This window comes from Rickettsia montanensis str. OSU 85-930 (assembly GCF_000284175.1).
GTDB classification, from domain to species: domain Bacteria; phylum Pseudomonadota; class Alphaproteobacteria; order Rickettsiales; family Rickettsiaceae; genus Rickettsia; species Rickettsia rickettsii.
Map to the genome: position 1 here is coordinate 692,596 of NC_017043.1, position 12,492 is coordinate 705,087.

Consider the following 12,492-nt stretch of genomic DNA (forward strand, 5'->3'; position numbering starts at 1 on the left):
ATAAAAAGTCTTATAACTATCGTGCTAGATATAAATTCATCAAATCAATATATTCCTTTTGCAAGGAAATATCGTCCTAGTAACTTTGCCGAGCTTCAGGGGCAAGAGGTATTAGTCAAAGTTTTAAGCTATACTATTTTAAACGATAGGCTCGCCGGAGGCTATCTTTTAACAGGTATTAGAGGAGTCGGTAAAACTACTTCCGCCCGAATTATTGCTAAAGCCGTAAACTGTTCTGCTTTAATTACCGAAAATACGACTATTAAAACATGCGAGAAATGTACGAATTGCATCAGCTTTAATAATCATAATCACCCTGATATAATCGAAATTGATGCGGCAAGTAAAACTAGCGTAGATGACATACGTAGAATTATAGAATCCGCCGAATATAAGCCCCTACAAGGTAAACATAAAATCTTCATTATTGATGAGGTGCATATGCTCTCTAAAGGGGCATTTAATGCACTTCTTAAGACACTGGAAGAACCGCCACCTCATATAATATTTATCTTTGCAACGACGGAAGTACAAAAGATACCTACAACTATTATCTCAAGATGTCAACGTTATGATTTAAGGCGGTTGAGTTTTGAAGAGATTTTTAAGCTACTTGAATATATAACTAAGCAAGAAAATTTAAAAACCGATATAGAAGCACTAAGAATTATAGCTTACAAATCGGAAGGGTCGGCACGTGATGCAGTCTCTATTTTAGATCAAGCAGCTAGTATGTCGGCGAAATCTGACAATATAATTAGTCCTCAAGTAATTAATCAAATGCTTGGGCTTGTCGATAGTTCGGTTATAATAGAATTTGTCGAGTGTATTATCCACAGAGAGACGGAAAAAGCTATAAATTTAATAAATAAACTTTACGATTCTTCGGTTAATCTTGAGATTTTTATAGAATCGGCATCAGATTTTATTGCTTATCTTAATAAAGTAAAAATGTTACCTAATTATAGTTTGCCTATATATGAATCATTTAATGATAGAACTAAAAGCATATTAGATAAAACCAGCTTGCCGCACTTATCAATCTTATGGCAAATATATAATAAGGGAGTAGGGGAAATAAAAATTTCCTATAACCAACTAACAGAAACGGAAATGTTAGTTATAAAATCTATATATTCGACGTCGCTACCCTTGCTTACAGATTTTGACGGTAATAATCAAAATTTAAATCAATCAATTAATCCGGAAATAAAAAAAAAATTTGAAATTGTAGATTTTCTTGAATATTTATATAAAAATAATGAGATAGATATATATTATTTCCTGCTCAATCATACAGAATTTAAAAATCTCAGTAATAATAGATTAGAGTTCGTAAGTCTTGAAGTTACAAGCAAAATAAAAAAACAAATAGAAGATTTGTTAGTTGCTTTTACTAATGAAAAGTTTGAGATAGTAATAATAAAAGAGCAGAATAAGCAAACCTTAAAGAATCAGTTAATTGGTAAGATTGAAGCAAGTAACGATTTTGGTTTAATTAAAAAACATTTCCCAAATATAACAATTTCGGATATTTTACTTAAAAGCTAAAAATATATAGGATAGAATTATGGTAAATTTTAATCAGTTTTTAAAGCAAGCCCAATCAATGCAAAAGAAAATGCAAGAAGCTCAAGAGCAAATGGCAAATGCAAGATATACCGGTAAAGCCGGCGGCGGACTTGTTGAGGTTATTGCAACCGGTAAAGGCGAAGTTGAAAAGATTTCAATTGATGAATCTTTATTAAAAGCAGAAGAAAAAGAAATGCTTGAGGATTTAATTAAAGTTGCCTTTAATAATGCTAAACAAAAATGTGATGAAGATTCTCAAAATTCTTTATCAGGAGCTTTAAACGGTATGAGCTTACCACCAGGCTTTAAAATGCCGTTTTAACATGGCTCTTATGTCATTATCGCAAAGTTACTATTGTAAATTTCCTCGCAATAACGGAAAAACTGCTCCACGCAACAACGTTTTTAGTCGCTTAGCTCATGACGATTTGATATCCATATTTATTCACAAAATATCATCACAATAAGATGTATCTATCCCCAACATCTCGTTAAGCTCTGTTTGTGCTATCTCAGGCAAAACTTTAAGTTTCTCTTTTAATATTTGATATTCTTCATTGTTGTCATCATTGTATATTTCTTTATATTTCAATAGCGTTTTATCCCTAAGAGAAGGGATAATCATATCGTTTAGTTTATCTAATTTTTCTTTTTGCTCTTCTGTTAGCTCTTTTTTACCAGTTTCTAAAAAACTTTTCAAATTACGAGTATCTTGTAGATAAAGTTTAACAACATCAATATTATAATTAGTATCCAAAAGTTTTATTGATGCTTTCCAAGCTATAAATTCTATTAATTTTTCAAATGAAAATTTCTACTAAACTTTCCGTTTCTACATTCTTCTGCCAATTTATGAAAATCATCTTCACAATTTACGTCATCAGGATTAGCCTCTGTCTTAAGTAGTATTTTGACTATATTTTCTTTACTTAGAATAGAAGCTATATGCAGAGGTGTATCATCGTGTTCATTTAGGGATATTGCTGTAAACTCATTAGGAACAGTCATCTTATTATTGACAAGTTCTTTGATCTTCTTAATGTCTTCATTGTAAATAGCATTAAACAAATTGATTTTGAAATCGTTTTCGTCATATTTAGATTTATACATAAAACCCCTTTTATTTAAAAAAGGCATGTTAGCACTTTTTGATATAAAGGTCAAGAAATAATTAATAATTTAACTATTTCTTAATAAAAAGGAAATTTGTAAAAAATAGACATCTTGCCAAAGCAGTTTATAGAGAGGAATTTAAAGGATACACGGAAGCACTTGCCGCTGCAGCATATATAGACATACATAAAGATTAGGGATTAGGATCGACGTACAAATTGCCTTTAGAAGCAAGTTATGCAGGAAGTCTAATAATTCAAGATTAATAAATCCTTATCAATCCTGAAACCTTTGAAACGCTCAAGTAGCGACATACCAAGAAGCGAAACATCAAGGTCACCAAGACCTACATGTCCTTTGACGTTCTTAAATTCCGTACCGATTACTACACTATTTAAAGTTATAGGGGCGGCTTTATTTTCGCCGTTAGCTGTTAGATAAGTTCTAGTATATTTTAATTTAGTTAAGTCAAAGCCTAATTTTTGAGCATCTTCTTTAGTTAAAGCTATATTACTTGCCCCTGTATCTACCATAAATTTTATTTTAACGTTATTTACAAAAGCATTGATATAAAAATGCCCGTCTTTGCTACGGGCTATAATAATTTCTCCGACTTCAGTAGACCATTTATATGATGGAATTAAAGCAGACATTACTCTATGATAAGCGTAGTTCAGCTCAAACCTAAAAGTATAACCGGTTATTATAACTAAGAAAATTGCTGCCCACATTGCTAATTGCAAACAAAATCTGCGTATTTCATTTTGGCTAATAGTACTGTAAATTATACTAAATAATATTAATAATGACGCACAAAAACTCCCTATATTTTGTGGTGCTTTAAAAAATTTTGGATAATGTTGATTGATATATTTGTATAATAAACCGGTTACAATTACGGTGCTGCAAATGATAAAAATAAGTTTTATGAGTTTTTTATTCATATAATATACTACAAGTAAATAAAGAATAGGTATACGAAGTTCTATCTGAGTATATAATTTTAATCTATATAATCAAACCAAGTCCCAGCCCATTTTTAAGTGGAAAACTACCTTCTTGGTTCACTAGAATAATAATTCCAAGTTCTTCTGACAGTATAAAGCCAATAAAAGAATTAATACCGTTAACATAGCCTGAGTGAAAAATTAAATCGTTATTTGAGCGTCCTTTTACTTTAAGAATACGCCATCCAAGAGGATAATATGACTCAATCATTTTTTGATCAATAGGCCAAATCGGTTACCATTTAAATCCAAAAACATCTTTGTTTGATTTTACTATTTTATACATACGATCTAAAGTACTTTTAGCAATAAGATTCGGTTTATAACCAAAACTAAGTGTGAATATTTCAATCATTCCATCTATCGATGCAAAAATACCGGCAGCCGTCTTTGGGTAATAAGGCGGAAACGGCAGCAATGTTTATTACCTCCTGTCCGTCTATTATTGCTTTAGAATGCGGATAAGCAAGTTGTACATTTGACCCTAGCGGTAATATTTGTATATCTTGCGTTTTAAGCGTTGTACGCAAATTATCTATGCAGCATTTAAACTTGATTTTTTACAATTTAAAACTTCTTCAAGTAAACTAAAAACGATGTTACTATACTTATAGCATTGCCCGGGTTTACAACTAGCTTGTTGTTTTTTTAGCAACGTTAAAAGCTTTGAGCGATTCATTCCTTGCTCAATTTCAATATTTCCTAAGAATTGATAACCTGTTGTATGGCTTAAAATATTATTAAGACTAATAGCATTTTTTAGGTATGGTAATTTGAATTTTTCGTCAAAATCTAAACTTTCTTGATCTACCATTAATGCAATTGCCGTTGCTGAAACAGCTTTTGAAACCGATGCTAAAGGAGATAAAGTTTTATCCGTAATAACTCCACTATTACCTTTCTGATTTTCAAACGTTGTTTTATAAATAACTTCACCTTTGTATAAAATTGCAATTACTCCTCCTTATAATTCGTCTTTTTGTAATTCAAGCTTTTTAGTTTTTGCGGTAATTCTACTCGTGTCTGTGCCAAAACTGTACGATATGATAATAGTAACATTATACTAACAAATAGGATAAGCTTTTTATTCATATGGCGATATTATTTATTGATTCTATGTCATTCCTGCGAAAGCAGGAATCCAGCTTTCTAAACAAATTATATACTAAATTTTTATATGATTTTTTTTATTTTTACCATTTTTTACTGGATTCCCGCTTTCACTGGAATGACAAAAGCTACTTTTAATAGCTATTGCCTTTTCTTTATCTTTTAATCTAATAGTAGCAAGCTCTAATAAATATTTTCATCTAAAGCTTCAATAATTTGCTCATATAATTCAGCCGGAATTAGATAAGCAGTCGGTTTATTATGATTTAATAAGGCAACAGGCTCACCACTTGCCTTATCCAATAATGTAGTATGGCTTTATATACTAACTGCTAGATTTGCATAAATATGTTCCATTATTGACTTCAAGTAAACGAAGAAAGTTATACGAAGATCAACTTGGAAAAGAGCAAGGAGTCTGCAAGACTAGGAGCGGAGCGTATCCTTAATACGTGGTTACCTGCGAACTTATTTAGACGACGTAGCCAATTTTTCAAGAGTATACCTTTTAATTTAGTATTAATTATAGGCTATAATTTTATCTTTATCAAGGAAATCACATTAAATCGCCGATATTCTCTAAAAACAACCTAGCTCGATGCGATGCCGGTTTATTAAAAAAACCCTCGGCAGGCTGATTTGCTAAAATCTGTCCTTGATCCATAAAAATAACACGATCCGCTATTAATTTTGCAAACTTCAAATGGTGCGTGACCACTACCATACTCATTTGATCTTTTAATAAATTTATATTCTCTATAACATCTTTAATATTTTCAGGATCGAGTGCCGAAGTCGGTTCGTCGAATAACAAAATTTCCGGCTTCATCATTAAAGCCCTTGCTATTGCGGTGCGTTGCTTTTGCCCTCCTGATAGGCTTGCCGGATATGAGTCAAATTTTTGCGTTAGCTTAAATTTTGCAAGCAATCCCTTTGCCATAGAAATTGCTTGTTCTTTTGGCAAATTTAAAACATTTACCGGCGTATAGATTAGATTTTCTCCTACCGTTAAATGCGGGAATAGATTAAAATTTTGAAAAACCATACCAACTTTTAAACGAAGCTTTCTTCTATCTTTAGGCAGTAGCTTCTTCCCGTCTACCAAAAAAGTACCGCTACTTGGTTCTTCTAAATTATTTAAAATTCTAAGCAGAGTAGTTTTACCGCTTCCCGAAGGACCGATTATTACAGTAGTTTCCTTGGTAGTAAAACTTAAATCAATATTCTTAATTGCGTAATTCTTGCCATAACGCTTACAAACTTTTTCTAAAATAATCATAAACTAGATCGTAAATTTATAACCGTCATAAAGTGGCTTAACGTTATTTGGAAGTATTTTCGTAATCTCATGATAATCTATCGTGTGTCTCATATTGGTTAATAATATCTGCTCAGGTTTATATTTTTCACGCCATTCTAGAACTTTATCAAGCCCTGCATGATTCGAATTTGATTTATAATAAATACAATCTAATATCCATATTTTTATATCTTTTAAAAATTTATCTGATTCAGGAGGAAAACCGATTACATCGGGCGAATAAACGAAATCACCTATACGTAAGCCCAAGCTATCTATAGGACCGTGATGCTGTCTAAAAAATTGTATTTCGATAGTATTAATCTTAATTTTATCAAAAAAACTAACAGATTGAGTTGTGAACAGTCGCCCAAGCTTAAATAACTTATTGTTAAATAGATAATCAAATTTTGTATGGAGCTTTGCCGTACTATCGTGATCTGTATAGATTTCAAATGGCTTGCCTTGCATAAAAGTAAATACTCGTAAATCATCGATGCCGTTAACGTGATCGGAATGATAATGTGTTAATATAGCACAATCGAGCTTATTTATCTTTTCTCGTAATAGTTGATTTCTAATATCAAAACCGAAATCAACTAATATTTGACTATTTTCATCGTTAATATATATTGCTGATCTAGTCCTTTTATTGTACTTTGAAGGAGATGTGCAAGTACTACAATCGCACCCGATCATCGGTACGCCTATAGATGCTCCACACCCAAGTATTGTTACTTGTAACATAAATAATTTAAAATAATGTTTAAAGTTTTTTATAATTTTTGCGGCTTAAATCAAGAAATATTCTTATTTTTGAATAAAATTACTAATATCGGCTTTATACCTTATTTTTTTAAAATAATTTCGTTTTGTTTTAATATCGCTAATTTCGCCTTAATATATATTTTATACTGTATATATTTTTATATTCAATTAAAGAAAACCAAAAATGATAAGAAGCGGCAAAATAAATTCTGGCACGATTATAATAAGTTAGTTGAAATCGGTATAATATACGGGGTATTCGGTTTAATTTTTACCGCTCTTAAATTTTCAGTTAATTTCCCTCGCCCTTATTGCAGTCTTCCTATAGATAGTTTCATGACCATAATAAATACTGCAAACGAAAGATGCTTTTCAAGCTTTCCAAGCAGCCACGCAGCTCTTAGCGTGTTAGTAACGTATTTTGCTTGGAATTATATAAAATTACCATTAAAAATCTTAATGATTTGTGTTATTATGCTCGTGTCTTTATCTCGCATAAGCCTTGCTATGCATTACCCAAGTGATATAATCTACGGCATTATTATTGCATTTATAACAATACTGATAGGTAAGTTAATTTATCGCACCTTTGCAAATCATATAATAAGAAAGATCGGGGATTTTCTATTAATGAGGCAGTAATTAAGAAAAAACATATAAAAAACTTGTTTTTTAATCTTGAAAGTTTTTAATATGCGCGCTACAATGTAGCTACATTATTGAAAGAAGATTTTTATGTCTGCTGATTCTATTGTGCGAGCCCGTATTAATGAAGACGTGAAAGAAGAAGCAGCTTTAGTGCTTGCTGCTATGGGGCTTACTTTATCTGATGCTGTTCGTATGCTGTTATTTCGTGTTGCTCGTGAAAAAGCATTGCCGTTTGAGCCACTTATCCCAAATGATGAAACAACTAAAGCTATGAAAGCTGCAAGAAGCGGCAAATTAGTTCATGTTGGTAATATCAATAATTTGTTATCTGATTTAAATGAGAACGATTAAACGTACTGCACAGTTTAAACGTGAAAAACGTAGAAAACATGGAATAAATTTGGATGATATTTTACTGAAAGCAGTTAGGTACTTGGTTGCTGATATAACATGACCTATACATATGAGAAATCATGCCCTTATAGGTAATTGGAAAGATTGTAGAGATTGTCATGTTAAACCGGATTTAGTATTAATTTATAGAAAACCCGATGCTGACACTTTGGAGTTAATAAGATTAGGTTCACACAGTGCACTTGGTTTTTAATTGTTTTGAAATGAACCGGGAACGAGTTCCCACAAAACCCATCTAGCCATCCATAGTACTGGACAGTTTTTGAAAAGCGTTTGATGTCGCTCCTAGCTAAAAATGAGAATGACATCAAAAAACCAAACAAACATTATGCTACTATACCGAAAATACTTTATAAAAAATATCTTACCGCTGCTTATAGTCGTTACTTTTTCAGTGACTAGTATAGTATGGATAACACAAATATTAAAACTTTTATATTTATTTGATAAAGGTATAAAAGTTATGGACTTCTTCAGTTTAATAGTTTTAGTACTTCCTACTTTATTATTTATTCTGTTACCGGTAATAACAGTTATTACCGTGATCTATATCTACAATAATTTAAAAGTCGAGCGACAATTAATTATATTACAAGCTTCAGGAGTTCATAATGTACAGCTAGCACTGCCTGCTTTATATGTCGCATTAATAGTTATGCTACTTGCTTATTATATATCTTCTACCATCCTGCCGTTATCTCATATAAACTTAAAATCACGTTTAAACTTTATAAAAAATAATTATATCTCAAGTATGATTGAAGAGAAAACTTTTAATAAAGTAACGAAAGACATCACTGTTTTTATAGATAAAAAATCAGCAGGAAATATTATGAACGGCGTAATAATATTTGATAATCGCAACGCTGATAACCCATCAGTAGTATTTGCGGATTCAGGTATTCTTAATATATATGATAATAGCCCGATTTTTGAACTTAATAAAGGCATAAGACAAGAATATGACGTAAACGGCAATTTAACTCAATTAACTTTCGGTTCTTTAATGATAAAACTGCAAAATGATAATCCTTTAGTATCGCAAAGAACTAAACATAATGAAGAAACAAACGAATATTATATAAGCGAATTACTTGCACCTCCTCATGATTTAGCTATTACTAAAAAAATTAAGTTAATTGCTGAAGCACATCAAAGAATCATTTGGCCTTTATACAATTTTGTATTACCTTTTGTAACACTTGCAGTTTTTTTGAGATATCCTTATAGCAAAAAAACAACTTTTATGCCGGTATTATTTTCTGCCTTAACAGTATTGCTAGTTACTTCAATTCATTTTATATTACAAAATTTTGCTTCAAAAAATCTAGATTTTATTTTTGCTTGTTATTTCAATTTGGTTATTGCTTTAACGATCGGATTATATTTATTTGTACGTAAAAGAATATAAATTTATTAGACTACTTTATTCCAAGCTCCACGAGGGTTTTGAGTAAAACAATCTATTTTGTTTTCCTGTCCGGTAAATTTATTTATTTTAACTGTTAATTCTTTTAAATCTTCCGGTAAATCGGTTATTATAATTATCCTTTTGAAAACTCTTATATACTCTTTTACTTGTAAAATTTTTCCTATATCTGTAGGCGAAATAATAATAAGCACACTAGCATTATTAGGATTTTGTAACTCATCGGTAATATAAATCGGCTGTTTTTCAGGCTGCAGATCAAGTTTACTACCGTGAGGTATAAATTGCTTACGTGAATAAGTCCAAAGATTTTTATTGAGCATTTCTTGTTGATCTGCATCTGCAGTTAATATAACGCTTTTAAGATCAGAGTGATAGCATTTTTCTATCAGAAGCAATATCGATTTTAGAAGCAATTCATCGCTTGTTTGATAAATACTAAATTGCTGCATAAAAATTTTATGTTATTTTTTATGAGAAAATTTAAGTGGTACGGATGAAGGGACTTGAACCCCCACGCCTCACAGCACAAGAACCTAAATCTTGCATGTCTACCAGTTCCATCACATCCGCGCATGGTAATGCCATTCCTGTAAAAGGGTGGCCTTGTTGCATGGATTCCATGTCATTCCTGCCTCTGCGGGAATGACATCAAAGTATTTCCATCAAAAAGTTATAATACACATCATATAATTTTTGTAAATCGCTAATTTTTGTGCATTCGTTTATTTTATGTGCCGTTTCGGATAATAAACCAAACTCTACTAACGGGCAATAATTTTTGACAAATCTTGCATCCGACGTACCGCCACTTGTAGAGAATTCAGGCTTTATTTTAAGCGTATGCTCTACTACTTTAGCAAATTCTTTTATTTTATCGCTAGGGTTCTGAATAAAACTTTCAGCAAAACTACTATATTCTAACTTATAATCTACTTTATATTCTTTACAATGCTGTTTAATAATTTCTTCTACCTGTTTTGCTAAAGTTTCTGCACTATGTAAATTATTAAAACGTATATTGAAAGATGCTTCCGTACTTGCCGGAATTACGTTTGAAGTATTAGTACTGACCTCGATATTCGTTACTTCAAGATTTGAACGTTGAAAAAATTCAGTACCTTCATCAAGTTTTATATTTGTTAACTCATTCAATATTATTATTAAGCAAGGCAATGGGTTATTTGCTTTATGAGGATAAGCTACATGCCCGCTTAAGCCTTCTATATTTAATTTAAAGTTAACACTTCCTCTTCTGCCAATCTTAATTGCATCGCCTATTTCTTTTTCACAAGTAGGTTCACCGACAATAGCAAAATTTATCTTATATCCTTGATCATAAATATATTGCAGCATTTCTTTAGTACCATGCTTTGCTTTTCCCTCTTCATCACTAGTAAGTAAGAAACTAATGGAACCTTTAAAATCGGTATTATTTTTTATAAAATCTAAACTGGCAGCTAGAAAGCACGCTATAGCCCCTTTCATATCCACCGCACCTCTGCCATATATCTTACCGTCTTGCTGGCTAGCTTTAAATGGACTCGCATTATGCCAAAGCTCATGATTGCCTGCCAGCACTACATCTATATGACCAACAAAGCAAATATTAGGCTCATTGCTACCGAAAACAGCATAAAGATTAGTGACTTGCTCGCTTTTAGAATCACCGAATATTTTTATTTCGGTCTTAAAGCCGTGCTGTTTAAGCAAATCATCAATATACTCAATAGCCCCATCGCTCTTAGGAGTTACAGACTTAAAACCAATCAAATCTTTTAAGTAGTTAATGTACATCAATTATTGCCAAAGAGAATTTAATGTGGTTTTTAGTTTGTTTTCAAATTGTTTTATATAGTTTTTAAGGTTGTCAATCTCACTTTGATTATTATCAAGCTCTGTTACTATTTTTTGTTGTTCTCCAAGAGGCGGGATAAGAATTTGTAAATCCTCTAAATCTTTCAAATAAACGTGAGGTTGACCTGATCCAGCTTGCTTTTGGTATATTATATTTTGCTGAGATTTTAAAATATAATATAGATATTTAGTTAACAATAGTTTTTCATTAATTGAATAGATTACGTTACAATTTGAAGCCCACATTGGCGAATTATGATACCAAATATATCCAGCATATGCTCCCGATGAAGAAATAGTGATTATGTTACCGTTAAAATTATATTGATTATGTGAATAAGGACTAACCCGACCAGCTGCTATTACTGGAATATCCCCCTTAATTGCAGTATTAATGTTAATCATTTTACCTTTTTTACCTACTATTAATGTTGTATACTCCTTATGCTCAAGAGATAAAATATTACTTTTTAATTTATTGATAACGAAAATTTAACAATTTCCCATTGTTTATTTATTTCAAAATAAGGATGCCAATTATCTATTATCTGTTTTGCCCCCTCTATTATCTTTTGATAGCTATTCAATTCTTCAATAATTTCCTGTTGTTTTTCTAGAGGCGGAAGAGGAATATAAATTGAGTTTATATGTTCTCTATTTAAACCAGACTGAGCACTTTTATTATAAGCTAAGTTCTTAATTTGATTTTGAATTATATCGCTATTTAAACAATAAAATAAATAAGATTGATGTATAATATTCGGTTTCCCTCTAAAAATATAAACATGTTCATTAACCATTACTTCTATTTGCGGTAAAATTTTATCATCTACAAAACACACTTTACCTGTTAATGCTCCGTCTTTACACATTAAAATATCATTGTTTTTCACCAATCCTTTTTTAGCTATTTGATAAAAATCGAGATCTCTAAAAGGAATTTTAGATAAATTTAATTTTCCATCCTCGCCTGTTTAAATCATTTATACCGACAATTTTTCTTTTTTTGAGTAACGCCGATATTCTTAACCTCATAAAACCAATATTCTTTTTGATTATTCGGTTTATGTGCATTGTAAAATAAAGTATTGACGTTTTTACTCCTGTATAAGGTAAAAAAGTACCTTGCGGTAGAGAGATAACGAATTGCAGCTTTGCTTTTGATAGTAAAAATTGACGAACAGCAGCGGTGTCTTTTCTGAATAAGAACCATTCAGGTACTACCAATGCCATTCTACCACCCCCTTTTAAATTTTGCAGGCAATGCAAAACAC

General features: G+C 31.2%; 18 protein-coding genes, 1 tRNA gene and 3 pseudogenes. 7 read left to right on the forward strand and 15 right to left on the reverse strand.

The genetic code is table 11. The annotated features are described in order from the left end of the window. Positions 1 to 21: 21 nt before the first annotated feature. The gene (gene dnaX / locus MCI_RS03770) at positions 22 to 1,551 is read left to right on the forward strand and encodes a DNA polymerase III subunit gamma/tau (protein ID WP_014409722.1); all 1,530 of its coding nucleotides are present in this window, start codon (positions 22 to 24) and stop codon (positions 1,549 to 1,551) included. A gap of 19 nt (positions 1,552 to 1,570) precedes the next feature. After that, positions 1,571 to 1,894, forward strand: a complete 324-nt coding sequence (locus tag MCI_RS03775) for a YbaB/EbfC family nucleoid-associated protein (RefSeq protein ID WP_014409723.1) — start codon at positions 1,571 to 1,573, stop codon at positions 1,892 to 1,894. Between the two features lie 123 nt (positions 1,895 to 2,017). On the opposite strand, the gene MCI_RS08525 is transcribed toward MCI_RS03775, so the two are convergent. After that, on the reverse strand, positions 2,018 to 2,329 hold the full coding sequence (locus MCI_RS08525; protein WP_014409724.1) for a hypothetical protein: 312 nt from the start codon (positions 2,327 to 2,329) through the stop codon (positions 2,018 to 2,020). Between the two features lie 35 nt (positions 2,330 to 2,364). Then, a complete protein-coding gene (locus tag MCI_RS09805) occupies positions 2,365 to 2,736 on the reverse strand; it encodes an ankyrin repeat domain-containing protein (protein ID WP_232202620.1) in 372 nt (123 codons plus the stop codon). A gap of 29 nt (positions 2,737 to 2,765) precedes the next feature. On the opposite strand from MCI_RS09805, the pseudogene MCI_RS07680 reads away from it, so the two are divergent. Beyond that, positions 2,766 to 2,879 (forward strand): annotated as a pseudogene (locus tag MCI_RS07680) (palindromic element RPE1 domain-containing protein); the annotation flags it as partial. Between the two features lie 54 nt (positions 2,880 to 2,933). On the opposite strand, the gene MCI_RS03790 reads toward MCI_RS07680, so the two are convergent. The 7 genes and pseudogenes from MCI_RS03790 to MCI_RS03820 all read right to left on the reverse strand — a co-directional run bounded on the left by MCI_RS03790 (position 2,934) and on the right by MCI_RS03820 (position 6,849). Then, positions 2,934 to 3,629, reverse strand: coding sequence for a TIGR02281 family clan AA aspartic protease (locus MCI_RS03790; protein ID WP_014409726.1), 696 nt, complete (start codon positions 3,627 to 3,629; stop codon positions 2,934 to 2,936). Between the two features lie 64 nt (positions 3,630 to 3,693). Beyond that, positions 3,694 to 3,903: a serine hydrolase gene (locus MCI_RS03795; RefSeq protein ID WP_014409727.1), complete on the reverse strand. Its 210-nt coding sequence runs from the start codon at positions 3,901 to 3,903 to the stop codon at positions 3,694 to 3,696. Positions 3,904 to 3,927: 24 nt separating this feature from the next. Further along, entirely contained in the window at positions 3,928 to 4,110 is a 183-nt protein-coding gene (locus MCI_RS03800) for a hypothetical protein (RefSeq protein WP_014409728.1), read from the reverse strand. A gap of 117 nt (positions 4,111 to 4,227) precedes the next feature. Further along, positions 4,228 to 4,647 (reverse strand): serine hydrolase domain-containing protein, encoded by a 420-nt coding sequence (locus tag MCI_RS03805; protein ID WP_332248940.1) that lies wholly within the window; start codon positions 4,645 to 4,647, stop codon positions 4,228 to 4,230. Between the two features lie 291 nt (positions 4,648 to 4,938). Next, positions 4,939 to 5,105: pseudogene (locus MCI_RS09810) on the reverse strand (type II toxin-antitoxin system Phd/YefM family antitoxin); the annotation flags it as partial. Positions 5,106 to 5,358: 253 nt separating this feature from the next. Beyond that, positions 5,359 to 6,081, reverse strand: coding sequence for an amino acid ABC transporter ATP-binding protein (locus tag MCI_RS03815; protein WP_014409731.1), 723 nt, complete (start codon positions 6,079 to 6,081; stop codon positions 5,359 to 5,361). A gap of 3 nt (positions 6,082 to 6,084) precedes the next feature. Beyond that, positions 6,085 to 6,849 carry an MBL fold metallo-hydrolase gene (locus MCI_RS03820; RefSeq protein ID WP_014409732.1) on the reverse strand — a complete coding sequence of 255 codons (765 nt, stop codon included), beginning with the start codon at positions 6,847 to 6,849 and terminating at the stop codon, positions 6,085 to 6,087. Between the two features lie 15 nt (positions 6,850 to 6,864). Between MCI_RS03820 and MCI_RS03825 the strand changes: the two genes are divergently transcribed. The 4 genes and pseudogenes from MCI_RS03825 (at position 6,865) to MCI_RS03835 (ending at position 9,343) form a co-directional block, all read left to right on the forward strand. Beyond that, on the forward strand, positions 6,865 to 7,512 hold the full coding sequence (locus MCI_RS03825) for a phosphatase PAP2 family protein (RefSeq protein ID WP_014409733.1): 648 nt from the start codon (positions 6,865 to 6,867) through the stop codon (positions 7,510 to 7,512). A 93-nt stretch (positions 7,513 to 7,605) separates the two neighbouring features. Continuing rightward, positions 7,606 to 7,869: a type II toxin-antitoxin system RelB/DinJ family antitoxin gene (locus MCI_RS03830; RefSeq protein WP_014409734.1), complete on the forward strand. Its 264-nt coding sequence runs from the start codon at positions 7,606 to 7,608 to the stop codon at positions 7,867 to 7,869. Next, positions 7,856 to 8,125, forward strand: a pseudogene (locus MCI_RS10520) (type II toxin-antitoxin system YafQ family toxin). The gene MCI_RS03830 and the pseudogene MCI_RS10520 overlap by 14 nt, the downstream one beginning before the upstream one ends. Before the next feature lie 135 nt (positions 8,126 to 8,260). After that, the gene (locus MCI_RS03835) at positions 8,261 to 9,343 is read left to right on the forward strand and encodes an LptF/LptG family permease (protein ID WP_014409736.1); all 1,083 of its coding nucleotides are present in this window, start codon (positions 8,261 to 8,263) and stop codon (positions 9,341 to 9,343) included. A gap of 5 nt (positions 9,344 to 9,348) precedes the next feature. Here MCI_RS03835 and MCI_RS03840 read toward each other — a convergent pair whose 3' ends face one another. The 6 genes from MCI_RS03840 to MCI_RS09825 form a co-directional block, all read right to left on the reverse strand. Continuing rightward, positions 9,349 to 9,813 (reverse strand): DNA polymerase III subunit chi, encoded by a 465-nt coding sequence (locus tag MCI_RS03840; protein ID WP_014409737.1) that lies wholly within the window; start codon positions 9,811 to 9,813, stop codon positions 9,349 to 9,351. A 36-nt stretch (positions 9,814 to 9,849) separates the two neighbouring features. After that, positions 9,850 to 9,934, reverse strand: a tRNA-Leu gene (locus MCI_RS03845). A gap of 78 nt (positions 9,935 to 10,012) precedes the next feature. Beyond that, positions 10,013 to 11,158: a succinyl-diaminopimelate desuccinylase gene (gene dapE, locus MCI_RS03850; protein ID WP_014409739.1), complete on the reverse strand. Its 1,146-nt coding sequence runs from the start codon at positions 11,156 to 11,158 to the stop codon at positions 10,013 to 10,015. Between the two features lie 3 nt (positions 11,159 to 11,161). Further along, positions 11,162 to 11,623: a restriction endonuclease subunit S gene (locus MCI_RS07700; RefSeq protein WP_083837111.1), complete on the reverse strand. Its 462-nt coding sequence runs from the start codon at positions 11,621 to 11,623 to the stop codon at positions 11,162 to 11,164. Between the two features lie 65 nt (positions 11,624 to 11,688). After that, a complete protein-coding gene (locus MCI_RS09820) occupies positions 11,689 to 12,111 on the reverse strand; it encodes a restriction endonuclease subunit S (protein WP_232202621.1) in 423 nt (140 codons plus the stop codon). 49 nt (positions 12,112 to 12,160) lie between these two features. Further along, positions 12,161 to 12,487, reverse strand: coding sequence for an N-6 DNA methylase (locus MCI_RS09825; protein ID WP_232202622.1), 327 nt, complete (start codon positions 12,485 to 12,487; stop codon positions 12,161 to 12,163). Positions 12,488 to 12,492: the final 5 nt, after the last annotated feature.

Coding starts and splice junctions, on each gene's coding strand:
- MCI_RS03775 (WP_014409723.1), top strand. CDS start 1,571: ATGGTAAATTTTAATCAGTTTTTAAAGCAAGCCCAATCAATGCAAAAG.
- MCI_RS03790 (WP_014409726.1), bottom strand. CDS start 3,629: ATGAATAAAAAACTCATAAAACTTATTTTTATCATTTGCAGCACCGTA.
- MCI_RS03795 (WP_014409727.1), bottom strand. CDS start 3,903: ATGATTGAGTCATATTATCCTCTTGGATGGCGTATTCTTAAAGTAAAA.
- MCI_RS03815 (WP_014409731.1), bottom strand. CDS start 6,081: ATGATTATTTTAGAAAAAGTTTGTAAGCGTTATGGCAAGAATTACGCA.
- MCI_RS03820 (WP_014409732.1), bottom strand. CDS start 6,849: ATGTTACAAGTAACAATACTTGGGTGTGGAGCATCTATAGGCGTACCG.
- MCI_RS03825 (WP_014409733.1), top strand. CDS start 6,865: ATGTTTAAAGTTTTTTATAATTTTTGCGGCTTAAATCAAGAAATATTC.
- MCI_RS03830 (WP_014409734.1), top strand. CDS start 7,606: ATGTCTGCTGATTCTATTGTGCGAGCCCGTATTAATGAAGACGTGAAA.
- MCI_RS03835 (WP_014409736.1), top strand. CDS start 8,261: ATGCTACTATACCGAAAATACTTTATAAAAAATATCTTACCGCTGCTT.
- MCI_RS03840 (WP_014409737.1), bottom strand. CDS start 9,813: ATGCAGCAATTTAGTATTTATCAAACAAGCGATGAATTGCTTCTAAAA.
- dapE (WP_014409739.1), bottom strand. CDS start 11,158: ATGTACATTAACTACTTAAAAGATTTGATTGGTTTTAAGTCTGTAACT.
- MCI_RS07700 (WP_083837111.1), bottom strand. CDS start 11,623: ATGATTAACATTAATACTGCAATTAAGGGGGATATTCCAGTAATAGCA.